Below are 17,599 nucleotides of genomic sequence, written 5' to 3'. Positions count from 1 at the left end.
GATTGCGCCGGTTGTGAAACGCTAAGATTGCAAAGGCGGCACTTTTTCGGCCCAATCCATCCAAACACCATATTATCGCCGCAGTTTTCTGCTTTTGGGCAGAGCAATAAGTGTAAAGACCCGGCTGAACCTGGGCTGGCAGCGTAACAAACAAGAGTTGGATATCCAGTGACGACGTACACCCTTCCCGCCTATGTCATTGCGGCGGATGATAATTTTATCCCGAACAACGCATTTACCTCTGAGATGGTATTTGTGGCACCCAACAGTGCGCCCACCTTTAGCTATGATGTGATCCGCACGGAGTCCTTTGATGGTCTGGGCGATACGAATGTTGTGTCATTGAACCAAACAATCGTGTCCAAGACCGTCGATAACGGCGCGCTTGTGATCCCTGACAGCAATTACCATGCGGTCTTTGAGATCACATGGGGCGGTGGAAACCGCAGCATCGTCATGGTGGCATCTGCAGATTTTGGCGCACGGGTTGGGATCGTCCTGGATGGTGATCCGTTCCCCGCCATTGGAACGCTGGAGGAATATTATGCTTGGGTCGATAGCTATGAAAGCCTTACACCCGTTTCCAGTGGCCCCTTTGCGCCGGGTCAAAGCATCAACTTCTCAACCTTTCCAGGCGTGGCCCTGTCAGAAAGCAGCCTGACCATTGGCACACCTGACGATGACCGCTTGGAAGGCGGGCCCGGCGATGATGCCTTTGATGGTCTGGGTGGCGTGGATACGGCCTTTTTCGAAGGGGATCAGAACAACTACACGCTTGAAATTTCGCGCGGCGGCTTTGTGATCGAAGATCACCGCCCCGGCGGGCAGGGCCGCGATACGCTGGCAAATGTCGAATTCCTTGATTTTGGCAATGAGATCCCGCTGCTAGGTGGCCAGCCGCTTGAATTGGCAACCTATGATGGGGCGCTGAACCTGGGTGCGGGTGATTTCAACCAGATCATTGAGCTTTATATCGCCTACTTTGACCGCGCACCAGATGCGGTTGGATTGCTGTTCTGGGCCAATGCCTTCTCTGATGGGTTGTCGCTTGATGGTATGGCTGCGCTCTTTACCCCGCAGCCTGAGACGCAAGCGGCCTATCCTGCAGGCACCACGAATGAGACCTTCGTGACCACGATCTACAACAACGTCTTTGGCCGTGCGCCGGATCAGGAAGGGTTTGATTTCTGGGTTGGACAGCTGAACGCAGGTGCGGCACGTGATGTGTTCATCCTTGAGATCCTGCGCGGCGCGCGCACGGACATTGATCCGTCCTTTGGTCAGGCTGTGATTGATCAGCAGCTGGCTGACCGCGCGTATCTTGATAACAAGACCGACATCGGCACCTATTTCTCAATCACCCGGGGCATGTCGGACGTGACCAATGCGTCAAACGTGATGGACCTGTTTGACGGATCCGCTGGCAGTGTGTCAGCGGCAGTGAGTGCCACAGACCAGTTCTATGCAGATGCGCAGGCCGCGAGCGGTGGCGAATTCTTGATGCCCTTGATTGGCGTTTTGGACAGCCCGTTCTGAGCCCGCCCTCAGAGACGCAAAAGGGGTCGCCAATGGCGACCCCTTTTCTTTTTGTAGTCCCGGTAGAGGGGGCAGATTAATCTGCGGCAGCCTCGGCTGCGGCTTCTTCGCCTTCGCCCTCTTCGCCGTCGTCATCGTTGGACTGAGAGGCCAGCGCAGATGGCGCGGACAGCTGTGCAATCACAAAGTCACGGTCGATGGTTGGCTTGGCACCGGCTGGCAGAGCCACGTCAGAGATGGTCAGGTTGTCGCCCACGTCCATAGAGGACACGTCGATAACCAGGCTCTCAGGGATGTCTGCCGCGGTCACAACCAGCTCAACTTCGGGACGTACCAGGGTCAGCACGCCGCCTTTGCGCAGGCCGGGGCTGTTTTCTTCGCCGGTGACGTCCACGTTGATGAAGAGGTTCACCTTTGTGGTGCGACGCAGACGCATGAAGTCCACGTGCGTTGGCAGGTCTTTGACAACGTGACGCTGCACATCGCGGCAGATCACGCGCACGTCTTCGTGGCCTTCGACCTGCATGTTGAACAGGGTGGATTTAAACCGGCCCTTACGCAGCATTGTCAGCAGTTTGTTAAAGGGGATGTTGATCGGCAGCGGGTCTTTGTCGCCACCAAAAATGATCCCAGGAACCATGCCATCACGGCGTGCCTGACGAGCGGCGCCCTTGCCTGTCCCCGTCCGTTCCTCGGCTTGAAGATTTGGAATCTCTCCGGCCATTGTAATTCTCCAATTGGTTAGGGCGGGAATCCTCCAAGGCTGTATTCCCGCGTGAAGCCGTGCCTATAGACGGCTTTGGCCCATGTGAAAAGGGCAAATCTGCCCTTGTGGCTTGGCAAGGATGGGCTGTCGTGTCACATCCGCGCCATGGGGCTGCGACACGACCTTTATCTTGCCAGAAAACCGCTGATGGGCTTTGTCGCCATTGGTGCGGCTTGGTCGGTCTATTTCGCCCAGATGCCAGTGATCAAGGCGCAGGTTGGTGCCTCAGACGGCGCTTACGGGATCGCGTTTCTATTCGCCTCCATCGGGGCGTTGGCCGCGATGTGGATGGCCCCGCTTAGCCGCCGGCTGGCAGGGGGCTATGCGATGCCCCTGGCCATTTTGGGCGTTGGTTTGGGCATGATGGGGGCGGGGGTTTCGGCCAATATAGCGGTGCTGGTCTTTGCCATGCTCTTGACCTCCATGGGGTCGGGCGTGATTGACGTGCTGGTGAATGCGCGCGTCTCAGAGGTGGAAGAAGACACCGGGCGCACGTTGATGAGCCTTACCCATGCTGTTTATTCCTTTGCCTATGCAGGGGCGGCGCTGGTGACCGGCGCGTTGCGCACCGCGGCGCTAAGCCCCGCGATCATTATGGCAATGATGCTGTGCGTTCTGGTGGTCTTGGCGGTACTGTCCTTTGACAAGCCGCCGCAGGTCGTTGAGGCGCAGACGACAGGGGCAAACCAGATGCCCCTGTTTGTGGTGATCTTGGCGGGCGTGGTTTTATGCGCCGCGATCTTTGCGGAATCCGCGACAGAGGGGTGGTCCGCCCTGCATCTGGAACGCACCTTGGGCGGCTCGCCTGCTGAGGGGGCGTTGGGCCCGGCGCTGTTGGGGTTGGCGATGGGCATAGGGCGTATGATGGGCCATGTGGCCGTCAAATATGTCAAAGACACCACGCTGATGATCGCGGCGACCCTTGTTGCGGCCTTCGGCGTGGTGCTGGCCGGGGTGGCTCCCAACGTTAGTTTGGCGCTTGCGGGCTTTGCGGTGGCGGGGTTTGGGATCTCGGTTGTCTTCCCGCTGGCCATCGCCTTGGTCGGTCGCGTGGTTGCACCCCAGGCGCGGATGGCGGCGATTAGCCGGGCTTCTGTTATCGGCTCCAGCGCGTTCATCTTTGGGCCGCCCTTGATGGGGCTTGTGTCCGAAGGGGCGGGGCTGCGTGCTGCGTTTTATATGGTGGCGGGGATCTTGGCGCTGGTGGCCTTGATCCTCATCCCCATGCTGGCTGGACGCGCGGTCAGGTGCTGAGGTGTCCGCCCGCGGCTAAGATCTGGTCATAAAGCGCAAAGTCTTCAGCCCGCGCTTGGCGCAAAGCGGCCAAAACACCATCGCTCAGCGGGGCGTCGCGCGGCGGAGAGATGTTGCGCGCCTCAATCTCTACCGGTGTTTCAAGACGTTCAGACAGGAAGAGCAAGAAGTCTTCCATGTGCTCATATGCAAAAAGGTGATCGACCTGCACCTCGCCCGCGCCATTGGTCAGAAAGCTGAACTGCCGCCCAATCTGGGCACGTTTCGGAGGGTCTCAGAGATCACCTCTTGCACAAAGTCATCAAAGCTTAAGTCGCTGGTGCTGGTCTCTGTGCCGTTCAGACGCTCTTGGCTGCGGTATTTATACCAGCTGCGCAGCTGCGCCACTGGTTCGCGCATAACCGCAACCGATGCGGGGCGCACGCCAAAGGTGTCTTCAAGAAACGGTGCAACCTTGTTGGCATAGCGCGCGGCGGTGATGTGCTTGCGGTTTTTGGAGAATATGATCTCGGCCCGCCCGCGCAACGCCATCTCAACCGCAGTTGTCCCGGTTTTCGGGGTGGCAAGAAAAGCAAGGCTATGGCGCAAGAAGACTAACATGCGCCAAGCTGTAGCAGGGGGACGCTAGGCTTGCCAGCGTCCGCCGAAGTCATCCGGGATCAGCAGGTTATGTCGGCCCAGATTGTTCACATTGGTCTCACCGCAAAGCGCCATGGTTGTATCGAGCTCTTTTTGAATCACGTCGAGCGCGGTTTCGACGCCCTGCTGGCCCATAGCCCCCAAACCGTACACATAGGCGCGGCCAATCATGGTGCCCTTGGCTCCCAGCGCCAGCGCTTTCAGCACGTCCTGCCCAGAGCGGATGCCACTGTCTAGATGGACCTCAATCTTGTCGCCCACAGCGTCCAGAATGGCGGGCAGCATGCTGATTGAACTCATTGCGCCATCCAGCTGACGGCCGCCGTGGTTGGACACCACAATGGCATCTGCCCCCACTTTGAGCGCCATTTTCGCGTCTTCGGCATCCAGAATACCTTTGAGAATGACCTTGCCGCCCCATTGCTCTTTGAGCTTTTCGATCTTCTTCCAGTCCAGCGTCAGATCAAACTGTTCCGCCGTCCATGCACCCAGGCTGGACGCGTCCGAGATACCGTGAACGTGACCCACGATGTTGCCAAACTCCCGCCGCTTGGCGCTGAGCATTTCAATGCCCCAGGCCCATTTGGTCATCAGATTGGCGATGGTGCTGGGCGTCAGTTTGGGCGGAGCTGAGAGCCCGTTTTTAAGGTCTTTGTGCCGCTGGCCGAGGATTTGCAGATCAAGCGTGATTACCAATGCTGAGCAATTCGCGTCCTTGGCACGTTGAATGAGCCGGCTGATGTAGTCAGCATCGCGCATGGTATAGAGCTGGAACCAAAACGGTGCTTTGGTCGCCTCCGCTATGTCTTCAATGGAATTGATGGACATGGTGGACAGGGTGTAGGGCACGCCAAACTTCAGCGCGGCCTTGGCTGCTTTAATCTCACCATCCGCGCGTTGCATACCGGTCAGCCCCACGGGGGCCAGCGCCACGGGCATGGCCACATCCTGACCGATCATCTGCGACGCGGTGCTGCGTCCTGACATATCCACGGCCACACGCTGGCGCAGGCGGAGCTTGTCAAAGTCGGATGAGTTTTCGCGAAAGGTCTGTTCCGTCCAGCTGCCAGATTCGCAGTAGTCATAGAACATGCGCGGCACGCGCCGCTGATAAATACGCTTGAGATCTTCGATGTTTGTGATGACGGGCATGGCTATTTTCCGTAATTGGTCACCTTTGCTTACCAATGGGGTGAAGAAATATCAAATCAAAGATCAGTTTTTGCGGATTCAGCATTGATTGGTGCGATATTGTACTATATCAGATAGTGCAATATCGTACCAAATTGGAGAAACCCATGACCCTTTCCCGTCGCAAAGCCCTATCCCTTATTGGTGGGGGCACCATCTTGGCCGCGTCTGCGGCTGCTGCTGGCTTCGCCACGACACGTACACCTCATGACGCCATCGCCCCATGGGGGCTGGCCGGTGGTTATGACGACCCGCGCAAGAATGCGCTTAGCTACGCGCTTTTGGCCCCAAACCCGCACAACCTGCAGCCGTGGAAGGTTGAGTTGGTCGGTGAGGATGAAGTGGTTTTGCACCGCGACTTGGCGCGCCGCCTGCCTGAGACTGATCCCTTTGACCGCCAGATTTTCATCGGTCTGGGCTGCTTTGTTGAGCAGATGGTGCTGGCCGCGGGCGCGGAAGGATATGCCGTTGACCTCACTCTGTTCCCTGAAGGCGAAGCGGGCCCTTTTGCGCATGCGCGTTTCACTAAGGGCGGACAGGCTGACCCGTTGGCACAGCACATGATGGCGCGGGGGTCTTGCAAAGAACCGTTCGAAGATCGGCCCGTCCCCGCAACATTGGCCAATGAATTGGAGCTTAGCGCCGACATCCATACCGATGCCGATATGGTGCAGGCCCTGCGCGATCTCACCTTTGATGCGTGGTTGGTCGAAACCCTGACCCCGCACACCATGAAAGAAAGCGTTGATTTGATGCGGATGGGCAAGAGAGAGATCAACGCAACCCCGGACGGCATTGATCTGGGTGGGGCATTTCTGGAAAGCCTCATGGTCGCGGGGGTGCTGAGCCGTGAGGCGATATCGGATCCTGAAAGCATCGCGTTCCAGCAGGGAGCCGTGACCTACAAAGAGATGTTGTCAGCCACGCCTGCCTATGCGGTTCTGACCTCAGCCACCAACACCCGCGTGGATCAGATCGAAACGGGCCGCCGCTGGTTGCGGTTGAACCTGACCACCACGCGCATGGGGCTTTCGTTGCACCCTGTTTCGCAAGCCTTGCAGGAATACCCAGAGATGTCAGAGCTTTATACAAAGGCACATCGCATGTTGGCCCCGGACGGACATACGGTTCAAATGCTCGGACGGCTGGGGTATGGTCCGCAGACGTCGCGCACCCCGCGCTGGCCTTTGGAGGCGAAACTGACCCGTGGCACAGTCTGACCCACGCTTGCTGTTTGAAGTATTCAAAGAGATCGGCATCATCGAACAACTCAGCCGCGCTCAGCTTGAGGCGCGGCTGCCCGATGGTTTGATCGCGCCGCATTTTGCGGTGATCAACCACCTGATCAACCGGGGCGACGGGGCCGTGCCGATTGATATGGCCCGCGCGTTCCAGGTGCCCAAAACATCTATGACACATACGCTCAAAGGGCTGGCTGCTGGCGGCTATGTGGAACTGCGGGCCAATCCGCAGGATGGTCGGTCAAAAACGGTGTGGCTGACAGATAAGGGCCGCAAAATGCGCGAAGACACGATATCCCAGCTGGCGCCTGCGTTTGGTACGATGGTCCAAAAGCTTAATGTGGCTGAGATTACTGAGATGCTGCCGACGCTGGTGCGCCTGCGCGAATACATGGATGCCGCGCGGGACGCGCAATAGGGCCTCGCTCTGATCCGCCGCAGATGTTAGGCCGCGTGCGCCCCATCAGACAGCGTTTTGACAAAGGCCAGCACATCGCTGACGCTGTCGCCCTTGCCGATCCGCGACACGATGGCCGAGCCTACGACAACGCCGTCGGCTACCTCTGCGATCGCTTTGGATTTATCGGGTGTGTTGACGCCAAAGCCCACAACAACGGGCAATCCGCTGGCGCTTTGAATGCGCGCAACCTCGGGGGCGACTTCGCTTGCGTTGGCCTCAGCCGCGCCGGTGATGCCGGTGATGGAGACGTAATAGACAAAACCCGAGGTGTTCTGCGCCACCCGCGGCAAACGTTTGTCATCAGTCGTTGGGGTGGCCAGACGGATAAAGTTCAGACCTGCGTTCTGCGTCGGAATGCACAATTCGGCGTCTTCTTCGGGTGGCAAATCCACAACGATCAGCCCGTCAATGCCCGCTGCTGCTGCCGCTTTGAGAAACGCGTCAACGCCCATTGAGTAGATCGGGTTGTAATAGCCCATCAAGACAATTGGCGTGGTGTCATCCTCTTGGCGAAAGGCTGCCGCCATGTCCAAGGTCTTTTGCAATGTCATGCCGCCGTCCAGTGCGCGCTGCCCTGCCAACTGGATCGTTGGGCCGTCAGCCATCGGATCGGTAAAGGGCAGGCCCAGCTCAATAACGTCAACACCTGCGGCTGGCAGTCCCTTCATAACCTCAAGGGAGGTGTCATAGCTGGGATCACCCGCCATGATGTAGGAAACAAAAGCCTTCTTTCCTTTGGCCTTCAAATCAGCAAATTTCGCATCAATCCGGGTCATGGCGGCACCTTTCGCATGTCTAGCCGTTGTGCAATGCCGAAACCCCGCCCGGAAATCAATGCAGATTTGACGATCAACCGCTCAGAATGGCCGCAGTTTGTGGGATTTTCTGTGGTGGCGCGGGGCATCCGGTCCCCGCACCCTTGCGCGCTGTGACAACAGCCCCTAGGAGAGCGCCAGCATCCGAACAGGAAGGACAGTATCATGGGCTTCAAGATGGGAATTGTGGGTCTGCCAAATGTTGGCAAATCGACCCTCTTTAACGCGCTTACCCGGACGGCGGCGGCGCAAGCGGCGAACTTTCCTTTTTGTACCATCGAACCCAACGTGGGCGAAGTGGCGGTTCCAGATGCGCGGCTGAACCAGCTGGCTGAGATCGCAAACTCCAAACAAATCATCCCGACGCGGATGACCTTTGTGGACATCGCCGGCCTTGTGAAAGGGGCTTCCAAAGGGGAGGGGCTGGGCAACCAGTTCTTGGCCAACATCCGCGAAGTGGACGCCATTGCCCATGTGCTGCGGTGTTTTGAGGATGGAGACGTCACCCATGTGGAAGGCCGGGTTGATCCAGTGGCAGACGCCGAAACCATTGAGACTGAGTTGATGCTGGCCGACATCGAAAGCATCGACAAACGCCTGCAGAACATCGTGCGCAAAGTGCGCGGTGGTGACAAGGAAGCGGTGCAGCAAGAGCGGCTGATGAATATGGCGCTTGCGGCTCTCGAAGAAGGCAAGCCCGCCCGCGTGGTCGAGGTGGACAAAGAAGACGCCAAAGCCTGGCGGATGCTGCAACTGCTGACCACCAAGCCAGTTTTGTATGTCTGTAACGTTGGCGAGGCCGAGGCCGCAGATGGAAATGACTTTTCAGCAAAGGTTGCCGAGATGGCCGCCGCGCAGGGCAATGCCCATGTCATTATCTCAGCGCAGATCGAAGAAGAAATCAGCCAGCTTGAAGATGATGAAGCGGAAATGTTCCTCGAAGAGATGGGGCTGAAAGAAGCCGGTCTTGATCGGTTGATCCGCGCGGGATACGAGCTTTTGCATCTCGAAACCTACTTTACGGTCGGCCCCAAAGAGGCCCGCGCCTGGACCATCAAGTCCGGCACGTCCGCGCCAAAGGCGGCGGGGGTCATCCACGGTGATTTTGAAAAGGGCTTTATCCGCGCCGAGACCATCGCATTTGATGATTACGTGAGTTTGGGCGGAGAGGCACCTGCCAAAGAGGCGGGCAAAATGCGCGCTGAAGGCAAAGGGTACGTCGTCAAGGACGGTGACGTTTTGCACTTCCTTTTCAACACGTAAGCCCCGGCAGGCCAAAGCCCGCCGGAGCCTGGTTTTTAGCGGCTGTCGTTGTAAGGCCCGACGCCGTAAGGGTTGGCGTAGGGGTAGGATGAGGCCGTGCCCTCATCGTTCTTTGTGGACAAAGCAACTGGTGTTGCGGCAGGCGCCTCGGCTGAGGCTTGGGAGGTGCCTGTGTCCAGACGCAGATCATTGTACCGGTCGGATTTGTCCGCCAGTGCTGCAGTGGCCAAAGCGGCGGCGAGGCTGGTTGCAAAAAGAACTCTCATTTTGGATCCTTTCCTAAAGGGCGTGCGGGTCTGATGCCCGGTGTCTTGATGGACTTTAAGTGGGGGTGATGGCCGCCCCTCTCAACGCACAAGTGTTCACTGCTGCGTGTTGGTTTGAGAGGCTGCGTGACGGGGGTTGCAACATCGCTGCCTGATGTGCGGGCCTTGCGTGCTCTTGCAGCTCTCAGGCCGGTGATTTCAGCGCAGCATCCGAAAATCCCGCCAGCCCCGGATTTTTGGCCTTGTGATTGAGGGGGAACCCTTGTAGACGGGTCAGCGGAGACGTGGCCGAGTGGTCGAAGGCGCTCCCCTGCTAAGGGAGTAGGCGGGAAACCGTCTCGAGGGTTCGAATCCCTTCGTCTCCGCCACCAAACTTTCCTTTATCTTGCCCAGTCACCCGCCCCCAGGGCGACGCGATCTCATGGTATCCCCAGCATACCCCACGACGCGCTGCCTGCTTACCTCTTACCGTTCAAATCCACCCAATTTCCAAAATTGACGCGCCGGGCTTTTAATTTGTCGCGCGCAAAGTATGGTGCTGCCTACGCTTTGCTAAGTTGGGAGCCTGGACGCCATGGCCAACCATAAAATCAGGAACATGGAGGACTTTGCTGCCGTCATTGGTATCTCGCGTCCGACGGTGTCAAAATACTTCAACGACCCCAGCAGCGTGCGCAAATCGACGCGAGCCAAGATCCAGGCCGCGTTGGAGCAATATGATTACCGGCCCAATATCTATGCCGTGAACCAAAACAGGCGGCAGACCAAAAACATCGGTTTGGTCGTGCCGTACCTGACCGATCCCTTTTTTGCAGCCATCGCGCGGATCATTGAAGGGCTTATTCTGGAGGCCGGCTTTACCCCCTTGTTGCTCAGCTCTCATGCCGGGCCGGAGCAGGAGGTTTCCAACCTCGAAAATCTGCGCGCCATCAAACCTGCGGGTGTTTTGCTGGCCCCTTTGGGGCGGGCCTCACGGGTGGAGGCGGTGGCGGAGTTTGCAGAGCACATCCCAACGGTTCTCTTTGATGCAAACATTGATGGGGTGGGGGAGGCTTTCTTTGGCTCGGATAACGGTCAAAGCGTCGGCTTGATTGTCGAATATCTGTGCCGCTCAGGCGAGGCACCGACGTTTTTTGAAATGCAGCACCCGGTCAACCCCAATGCTTACAAGCGTCGTGTGGCCTATGAACAGGCGATGAAACGTCTGGGCCATGAACCGACGTTTGTGCGTGTTGAAGGCAATGGGTGGGATTTTGAACAGATCGGCTTTCAAGAGGGCGGTCGCGCCATTGCCGAAGGCCGGTTGCCCAGCAAGACGGTCCTTTGTTCAAACGACCGACTGGCGATTGGTTTGCTGTCTGCGGCCTATGAAGCGGGTGTACGGGTCGGGATTGAGCCTGGTGACCAGATGCGGATTGCCGGACATGATGACCACCCCTTTGCGCGCTACACCTGCCCAAGCCTGACGACGATCTCGCAGGATTATACCTCCATCGGGAAACGCAGCGTTGATACGATTCTGAGCATCATTGACAGTGGAGAGCGCCTGAAACAGCGCGATATCTCTATGTTTGAGGGGCGGTTGGTGATGAGGCGATCCGCGTAAGAATATGAAAAGATTTAGATAATCGAAAAAACTTTACGCGGGATAAATTTTAATTGACTGCGGGACTACTTGACGCCTAACCTATCGCCAGCATCACATCAGGGAGGAAAATGATGTCTCTTAAGAATGCTTTGTTTGGCGCAACGGCGCTGACAGTGGCGACCGTTGGTGTCAGCCAAGCCCAAGAGTTGACCATCGCGATTGTGAACAATGGCCACATGATCAACATGCAAAAAGTTGCAGAAGCCTACACTGCGGAAACCGGCGTAAAGCTGAACTGGGTTTCTCTGGAAGAAGGCGTTCTGCGTGAGCAGGTGACATCTGACACTGCAACAGGTGGCGGCCAGTATGACGTCATCAACATCGGCATGCAGGAAGCGCCTATTTGGGGTGCCGCAGGCTGGATCGAGCCGCTTGAGTTCGGCGCAGATTACGATATGAACGACATCCTGCCCGCGATCCGCGCAGGCCTGTCCCATGAGGGCACCATGTATGCCGCACCGTTCTACGGCGAAAGCTCCATGGTTATGTACCGCAAGGATCTGACCGATGCCGCCGGCGTTAGCATCGCGGACAACGACAGCTGGGACAACATCAAGGCCGCAGCGGCTGCGATGCATGACCCAGACAACGGCGTTTACGGTGCCTGCCTGCGCGGTAAGCCAGGTTGGGGTGACAACATGGCGTTTATCACGACCATGGTGAACTCTTTCGGTGGCGCATGGTTTGACGCTGACTACAAGCCAACCATCGACAGCGACGAATGGCGCGCTGCCATCAACTTCTACGTTGATCTGCTGGGCAACTACGGCCCTCCAGGTTCCGAAGGTAACTCCTTCAACGAGATCCTGGCCCTGTATAACGAAGGCAAATGCGGCATGTGGATCGACGCCACAATCGCGGCGTCTTTCTTGGAAGTTGACGGCGTGGCTTACGCGCAGTCTCCGAATGCAGGCAACCCAGTGGGTGCAAACTGGCTGTGGGCTTGGGCGATGGCCGTGCCTTCTGGCACAGAAAACACCGATGAGGCGAAAGCATTCATCGAGTGGGCAACATCCAAAGACTATGTTCAGGCCGTGGCAAACCACCCTGAATTCGGATGGGGTTCTGTCCCAACTGGTCAGCGCGCGTCCACTTACGGCTTTGATGAATTCAAAGCAGTGGCAAGCTTTGCTGAAGCGGAAATGGCCGCCATCAACTCTGCGGCACCAGAAGCCACAGATCTGAAGCCATATGTTGGCGTTCAGTTTGCAGCGATCCCTGAGTTCCCTGAGGTTGGCTCAGCTGTTGCTCAGGAAATGGCAGCGGCGCTGTCTGGTGCAAAGTCCGTTGATGACGCTCTGGCGGCCTCTCAGGCTGCGGCAGAAGCCATCATGGAAGAAGCAGGCTACTAAGCCTATACCTTCCGGGTTCGGCCTTTGGGCCGAACCCACCCCAACCCCATCCAACCATTTGAACCTTGATCGAAGCGAGGCATAACGGAGCAGTCCGTTTGCGCGAAGGATAAGCTTATGTCTAACCGACGTCTTCCCCGCCTACTGCAATCACCTGCTGTGATATTGCTGCTGATCTGGATGCTGATCCCGCTTGGGATGACCCTTTATTTCTCGTTCATCCGCTACGTGCTCAATAACCTGCGGCGCCCTGAGTGGACGCAGCCCAGCCTGAGCAATTGGCGCGGCTTCGGGAACTACGAATTCGTTCTGAACAACAAGGACTTCTTGTTCGCGATCCAAAACAGCTTGGTCATTGTCTGCTCCATTCTGTTTCTGACCGTCATCTTGGGTGTTCTCATTGCGGTCTTGATCAACAAGACGTTCCCGGGACGCGGCATTGTCCGGGTGCTGCTGATCTCACCCTTCTTTGTGATGCCTGCGGTGAACGCGGTTCTTTGGATCAACATGATCCTCGACCCGGTCCTGGGCCTGCAAGGGCTGGCCGTTGCGGGTGTGAACTCGCTCATCGACACGCTGCAGACCGCGCCGATCGTCGGTTCGTTCTTTTCGCTCTGGCCTGAGATTGAGCCGATTTCTTTCCGCGCCACACAGACCTCAGCCATCGCCGTGATCATCATGGTCACCTGGCAGTGGACGCCCTTTGCGGTGCTGATTTTCATGACCTCTTTGCAGTCGGAAGATCAGCAGCAAAAAGAGGCCGCCATTCTGGATGGTGCAAGTGTCTGGTCGCAGTTTCGCTTTCTGACCTTGCCGCACCTGGGCCGCCCCATCGCAATTGTGGTGATGATCCAGGCGATTTTTCATCTGTCTCTTTATGCCGAGATTGAGATCGTCAGCCGCGGCAATGGTAACAAAAACCTGCCCTACCTCATTGGTGAATTCGCCAACAACAACATTGGCGCAGCCAGCGCCACCGGCATCTTCGCCGTAATCCTTGCCAATATCGTCGCCATCTTCCTGCTGCGGATGATCGGCAAAACCTTGATGGAGTGACCCATGGCTATTGTTGCACAATCCTCCAAGAGCGGCCGCATCAGTCGGGCAACCTTTGCCTGGATCGTCGCGCTGCTGTTTTTCTTCCCGATCTTCTGGATGGTCCTGACCAGCTTTAAGACGGACGCGGATGCGGTGAAGCCTGAGTTCTTGTTTTTCTTCACGCCGACGCTCGAAAATTACGCCAATATGACTGAGAACTACGACTATTGGCGCTTTGCGACGAATTCGGTTGTGACGTCTGTTTTCGCCACTTTCTTTGCGCTCGCTGTTGGTATCCCTTGCGCCTACGCAATGGCGTTCAACCCCAGCCGTGGCACCAAAGACGTGCTGATGTGGATGTTGTCGACCAAAATGCTGCCCGCTGCAGCTGTGCTTTATCCGATGACTTTTCTGACCAAAAGCTTGGGGATTTTTGATACCCACTTTGTTGTGATCCTGGTGCTGATGCTGATTAACCTGCCGATCGTGGTCTGGATGCTGTTCACCTACTTCAAGGAAATTCCCAAAGAGATCATTGAAGCGGGCCAAATGGATGGCGTCACCACCTGGGGCGAGATCCGTGAAATCCTGATCCCGCTGGCGTGGGGGGGGATCGCGTCAACCGCGCTGCTTTGTTTCATCTTCTGCTGGAACGAAGCCTATTGGACGGTGCGACTGACCACGACGGACGCTGCAACTCTTTCAAAACTCATCGAAGGCAACCGGGCCCCCGAAGGACTGTTCTTTGGCCGCCTCTCTGCCGTCTCCGCCGCCGCCGTTGGCCCGATCATCGTGCTGGGCTGGTTCTGCCAAAAACAGCTGGTCCAAGGTCTGACCTTTGGCGCAGTAAAGTAAGGAAACCCTCATGGGACAAATCGTACTTAGCAATGTGACCAAGAGTTTCGGTGAAACGCAGGTCATTCCGCCGCTGGATTTGACCATCGAAGATGGCGAATTCGCAGTCTTCGTCGGCCCGTCTGGCTGTGGTAAATCCACGCTGCTGCGTTTGATCGCGGGGTTGGAGGAAACCTCCTCGGGTCAGATCATCATTGATGGCGAAGACGTCACGGAAGTGTCACCGTCCAAACGGGGCCTGGCGATGGTCTTTCAGACCTACGCGCTTTACCCGCATATGACGGTGCGCAAGAATATCGCCTTTCCGATGCGCATGGCAGGGCTCAGCGAGGCTGAGCAAGAAAAGCGCATCATGGCGGCGGCTGAAAGCCTGAACCTGGTGGACTACCTTGATCGCAAACCCGCGCAACTGTCGGGTGGTCAGCGTCAGCGGGTTGCCATTGGCCGGGCCATTGTGCGCGATCCTTCGGCGTTCTTGTTTGACGAACCGCTGTCCAATCTGGATGCGGCACTGCGCGTCGGCATGCGTATTGAGATCACCGAGATGCACGCGCGCATGAAGACCACGATGATCTACGTCACGCACGATCAGGTCGAAGCCATGACAATGGCGGACAAAATCGTGGTGCTGCAAGCCGGTGTGATTGAGCAGGTCGGCTCCCCGCTTGAGCTGTACCGCGCGCCACGCAATTTGTTTGTGGCCGGGTTTATCGGATCGCCAAAGATGAACTTCATTGAGGGCGAAGAGGCGGCAAAACACGATGCTCACACCATCGGTATCCGTCCTGAACACATCGATGTGGTGGAAAAGGATGGCACCTGGACCGGCACCGTCGGCGTGGCTGAGCATCTGGGGTCAGACACGTTCTTTCACATCCATGAAACCGGCCTTGCAGAAACGCTGACCGTACGTGCGGTGGGCGATATTGCCCTGCGCCATGGGGACACCATTCATCTCAATCCACGGACAGAGGAAATGCACCGCTTTGACGCAGAAGGACTGCGGATCGCGTGACGCGACTGGCCGGAAAAACTGCGCTGATTACAGGGGGCGCGCGCGGCATTGGCTTGAGCTTTGCCAAGCGCTTTCAGCAAGAAGGCGCGCAGGTTGCGATTGGTGACATCGACGCTGACCGGGTGTCGGAGGCCGCGCGCGCCATCGGCGCGCATGGTGTGGTCATGGACGTCACCCGGCAAGACAGCATTGATGCCGCAGTTGAGGGTGTGGCGCGCGCTTTGGGCGGTATCGACATCCTTATCAACAATGCGGCCCTGTTCACCGCCGCCCCGATTACGGACATCGACCGCGACGATTTCCAGCGGATTTTTGCGGTTAATGTGTCTGGCACTTTGTTCACGTTACAAGCCGTGGCCCGCCACATGATTGAACGGGGCATCAAGGGAAAGATCATCAACATGGCCTCTCAGGCTGGGCGCCGGGGTGAGCCGTTGGTGGCCGTTTACTGCGCAAGCAAGGCTGCGGTGATCAGCCTGACGCAAAGCGCGGGTTTGAATCTGATTGCGCATGGGATCAACGTGAACGCCATTTCACCCGGTGTGGTGGACGGCGAGCACTGGGATGGGGTCGATGCGTTCTTTGCCAAGTACGAAGGCAAAGCGCCGGGCCAGAAAAAGGCCGAGGTGGGCCAAGCCGTGCCATTTGGCCGGATGGGAACAGCAGAAGACCTGACAGGCATGGCCGTTTTTTTGGCCAGCAATGACGCCGATTACGTGGTGGCGCAAACCTACAATGTCGATGGTGGGCAATGGATGAGTTGATGAAAGATCGTAGTACAGCCCTTGAAACCGTGCCGTTAAGCAACGCCACTCTTGATGCCTTGCCTGCGGGTGTTTTGGTGCCGACCTATGACCGCGCCTCCATTACCCCGGGGATTGTGCATATCGGGTTAGGCAATTTCCACCGCGCGCATCAGGCGTGGTATCTGCACCGCCTTATGCAGCAGGGGGAGGGGCTGGATTGGGGCATCATCGGTGCAGGCGTCCGGCCTTACGACGAAGAACAACGCCTCAAGCTGGCCGCGCAGGATTATTTGACCACGCTGATTGAGCTTGATCCCTCAGGCACCTCGGCTGAGGTCATCGGCTCCATTATCGGCTATGTGCCGGTGCAAGAGGGGCATCGGGCGCTGATCCAGCAGATGGCGGATCCGGCCATTCGGATCGTGTCGCTCACGGTGACCGAAGGGGGCTATTACCTTGATCTTGCCACCAAGGTCTTTGATCCGACTGCCGAAGACATTCAGTATGATAGCGCGCATCTTGATCGGCCCCGGACCGCTTTTGGGGCGATCCTGGCCGCTTTGAAGGCGCGGCGTGATGCGGGCGTTGTCCCGTTTACGTGCCAAAGCTGCGATAACCTGCCCGGCAACGGGGACATCCTGCGCAGCGTCCTTGTGGGCCTGGCTCAGCTGGTTGATCCAGACTTTGCCCGTTGGGTCGATGAGAACGTCTGTTTCCCTAACTCCATGGTGGATTGCATCGTGCCTGCCACCGGTCCTGATGAGCTGGCGTTGGTGCACAGCCTTGGTCTTGAAGATCAGGCCCCCGTCACCCATGAGAATTTCCGCCAATGGGTGATGGAAGATGCCTTCAGCGCAGGCCGCCCCCCATGGGAAGCCGTGGGGGCCACCATTGCACAAGACGTGCATTGTTATGAGGCGATGAAACTGCGCATCTTGAACGGTGGCCACCAGATCATTGTTGCACCGGCTGAGCTTTTGGGGCTGACGACCATTTCAGAGACCATGCGCACCCCGTTGATCCGTCAGTTCTTTCGCAAGATCGTGCTGAATGAGATCGCGCCGCATGTGCCCGCTGTCCCGCATATGTCACCTGAAGGTTATGTCGATCTGCTGGACCAGCGCTTTTCCAATCCAGCTATTCACGACACCGTTCGGCGCGTCGCATTTGATGGTGCCTCACGGCATTCAGGCGCTGTGTTGCCGGTGATCCGTGATGCGATTGCCAGCGGTGGCGCGCTGGATGGCTTGGCGCTGTCCCAGGCGTTGTGGGCGCATATGTGTGCAGGCATTCGCCAGGACGGGAGCGAGATTGAGCCCAATGATCCGATCTGGGATGCGCTGACGGATATCGCAAAGCGCGCCCGAAATGCGCCTGAGGTCTGGCTGGCGCAGGATCATCTTTATGGCGTGATTGCCCAGGATTCAGGGTTTGCGGCGCATTTTGCGAAATGGCACCGGTTGATCAGCGCCGAAGGGGTGAGTGCTGCGCTGGCTGCTTATGTGGAAACGTGA

At 57.5% G+C, this 17,599-nt stretch carries 18 protein-coding genes and 1 tRNA gene; 13 read left to right on the top strand and 6 right to left on the bottom strand.

Annotated features, from left to right (window positions below):
• The first annotated feature begins 168 nt into the window (after positions 1 to 168).
• Positions 169 to 1,536 carry a DUF4214 domain-containing protein gene (locus ACZ1HM_RS15955; RefSeq protein WP_472743650.1) on the top strand — a complete coding sequence of 456 codons (1,368 nt, stop codon included), beginning with the start codon at positions 169 to 171 and terminating at the stop codon, positions 1,534 to 1,536.
• 76 nt (positions 1,537 to 1,612) lie between these two features.
• Here ACZ1HM_RS15955 and ACZ1HM_RS15950 read toward each other — a convergent pair whose 3' ends face one another.
• Complete coding sequence (locus ACZ1HM_RS15950) at positions 1,613 to 2,260, bottom strand: 50S ribosomal protein L25/general stress protein Ctc (protein ID WP_472743649.1); 648 nt, start codon at positions 2,258 to 2,260, stop codon at positions 1,613 to 1,615.
• A gap of 105 nt (positions 2,261 to 2,365) precedes the next feature.
• Here ACZ1HM_RS15950 and ACZ1HM_RS15945 point away from each other — a divergent pair, with 105 nt between their 5' ends.
• Positions 2,366 to 3,556: an MFS transporter gene (locus ACZ1HM_RS15945; protein WP_472743648.1), complete on the top strand. Its 1,191-nt coding sequence runs from the start codon at positions 2,366 to 2,368 to the stop codon at positions 3,554 to 3,556.
• Here ACZ1HM_RS15945 and ACZ1HM_RS15940 read toward each other — a convergent pair.
• The 3 genes from ACZ1HM_RS15940 to ACZ1HM_RS15930 are packed head-to-tail and all read right to left on the bottom strand — an operon-like array spanning position 3,546 to position 5,347.
• Positions 3,546 to 3,767 (bottom strand): hypothetical protein, encoded by a 222-nt coding sequence (locus ACZ1HM_RS15940; protein WP_472743647.1) that lies wholly within the window; start codon positions 3,765 to 3,767, stop codon positions 3,546 to 3,548. The genes ACZ1HM_RS15945 and ACZ1HM_RS15940 overlap by 11 nt on opposite strands.
• 17 nt (positions 3,768 to 3,784) lie before the next feature.
• Positions 3,785 to 4,156 (bottom strand): hypothetical protein, encoded by a 372-nt coding sequence (locus ACZ1HM_RS15935; RefSeq protein ID WP_472743646.1) that lies wholly within the window; start codon positions 4,154 to 4,156, stop codon positions 3,785 to 3,787.
• 24 nt (positions 4,157 to 4,180) lie between these two features.
• Complete coding sequence (locus tag ACZ1HM_RS15930) at positions 4,181 to 5,347, bottom strand: alpha-hydroxy acid oxidase (RefSeq protein WP_472743645.1); 1,167 nt, start codon at positions 5,345 to 5,347, stop codon at positions 4,181 to 4,183.
• Between the two features lie 146 nt (positions 5,348 to 5,493).
• Between ACZ1HM_RS15930 and ACZ1HM_RS15925 the strand changes: the two genes are divergently transcribed.
• A complete protein-coding gene (locus ACZ1HM_RS15925; RefSeq protein ID WP_472743644.1) occupies positions 5,494 to 6,606 on the top strand; it encodes an Acg family FMN-binding oxidoreductase in 1,113 nt (370 codons plus the stop codon).
• Positions 6,593 to 7,045: a MarR family winged helix-turn-helix transcriptional regulator gene (locus ACZ1HM_RS15920; RefSeq protein ID WP_472743643.1), complete on the top strand. Its 453-nt coding sequence runs from the start codon at positions 6,593 to 6,595 to the stop codon at positions 7,043 to 7,045. The genes ACZ1HM_RS15925 and ACZ1HM_RS15920 overlap by 14 nt, the downstream gene beginning before the upstream one ends.
• A gap of 26 nt (positions 7,046 to 7,071) precedes the next feature.
• Here the strand turns inward: ACZ1HM_RS15920 and trpA are convergent, their stop codons facing one another.
• A complete protein-coding gene (trpA, locus tag ACZ1HM_RS15915) occupies positions 7,072 to 7,863 on the bottom strand; it encodes a tryptophan synthase subunit alpha (protein WP_472743642.1) in 792 nt (263 codons plus the stop codon).
• A 204-nt stretch (positions 7,864 to 8,067) separates the two neighbouring features.
• Here trpA and ychF point away from each other — a divergent pair, with 204 nt between their 5' ends.
• Positions 8,068 to 9,165 (top strand): redox-regulated ATPase YchF, encoded by a 1,098-nt coding sequence (ychF, locus tag ACZ1HM_RS15910; protein WP_472743641.1) that lies wholly within the window; start codon positions 8,068 to 8,070, stop codon positions 9,163 to 9,165.
• Positions 9,166 to 9,200: 35 nt separating this feature from the next.
• Here ychF and ACZ1HM_RS15905 read toward each other — a convergent pair whose 3' ends face one another.
• Complete coding sequence (locus tag ACZ1HM_RS15905) at positions 9,201 to 9,431, bottom strand: hypothetical protein (RefSeq protein WP_472743640.1); 231 nt, start codon at positions 9,429 to 9,431, stop codon at positions 9,201 to 9,203.
• A gap of 278 nt (positions 9,432 to 9,709) precedes the next feature.
• On the opposite strand from ACZ1HM_RS15905, the gene ACZ1HM_RS15900 reads away from it, so the two are divergent.
• From ACZ1HM_RS15900 to ACZ1HM_RS15865, 8 genes are all read left to right on the top strand, one after another.
• Positions 9,710 to 9,799 (top strand) — tRNA-Ser (locus ACZ1HM_RS15900).
• Positions 9,800 to 10,005: 206 nt separating this feature from the next.
• Positions 10,006 to 11,037 carry a LacI family DNA-binding transcriptional regulator gene (locus ACZ1HM_RS15895; protein ID WP_472743639.1) on the top strand — a complete coding sequence of 344 codons (1,032 nt, stop codon included), beginning with the start codon at positions 10,006 to 10,008 and terminating at the stop codon, positions 11,035 to 11,037.
• Between the two features lie 110 nt (positions 11,038 to 11,147).
• Positions 11,148 to 12,431: an ABC transporter substrate-binding protein gene (locus ACZ1HM_RS15890; protein ID WP_472743638.1), complete on the top strand. Its 1,284-nt coding sequence runs from the start codon at positions 11,148 to 11,150 to the stop codon at positions 12,429 to 12,431.
• Between the two features lie 117 nt (positions 12,432 to 12,548).
• Positions 12,549 to 13,487 carry a carbohydrate ABC transporter permease gene (locus ACZ1HM_RS15885; RefSeq protein WP_472743637.1) on the top strand — a complete coding sequence of 313 codons (939 nt, stop codon included), beginning with the start codon at positions 12,549 to 12,551 and terminating at the stop codon, positions 13,485 to 13,487.
• Between the two features lie 3 nt (positions 13,488 to 13,490).
• Positions 13,491 to 14,324: a carbohydrate ABC transporter permease gene (locus ACZ1HM_RS15880; RefSeq protein WP_472743636.1), complete on the top strand. Its 834-nt coding sequence runs from the start codon at positions 13,491 to 13,493 to the stop codon at positions 14,322 to 14,324.
• 10 nt (positions 14,325 to 14,334) lie between these two features.
• Positions 14,335 to 15,339, top strand: a complete 1,005-nt coding sequence (locus ACZ1HM_RS15875) for an ABC transporter ATP-binding protein (RefSeq protein WP_472743635.1) — start codon at positions 14,335 to 14,337, stop codon at positions 15,337 to 15,339.
• A complete protein-coding gene (locus ACZ1HM_RS15870) occupies positions 15,336 to 16,103 on the top strand; it encodes an L-iditol 2-dehydrogenase (protein ID WP_472743634.1) in 768 nt (255 codons plus the stop codon). The genes ACZ1HM_RS15875 and ACZ1HM_RS15870 overlap by 4 nt, the downstream gene beginning before the upstream one ends.
• Positions 16,103 to 17,599, top strand: coding sequence for a mannitol dehydrogenase family protein (locus tag ACZ1HM_RS15865; protein ID WP_472743633.1), 1,497 nt, complete (start codon positions 16,103 to 16,105; stop codon positions 17,597 to 17,599). The genes ACZ1HM_RS15870 and ACZ1HM_RS15865 overlap by 1 nt, the downstream gene beginning before the upstream one ends.

The sequence above is a fragment of the Sulfitobacter sp. GN1-4 genome (assembly GCF_055693825.1).
Note: the sequence above shows the minus strand (reverse complement) of the source record. Positions and strands in the feature narration are given on the sequence as shown.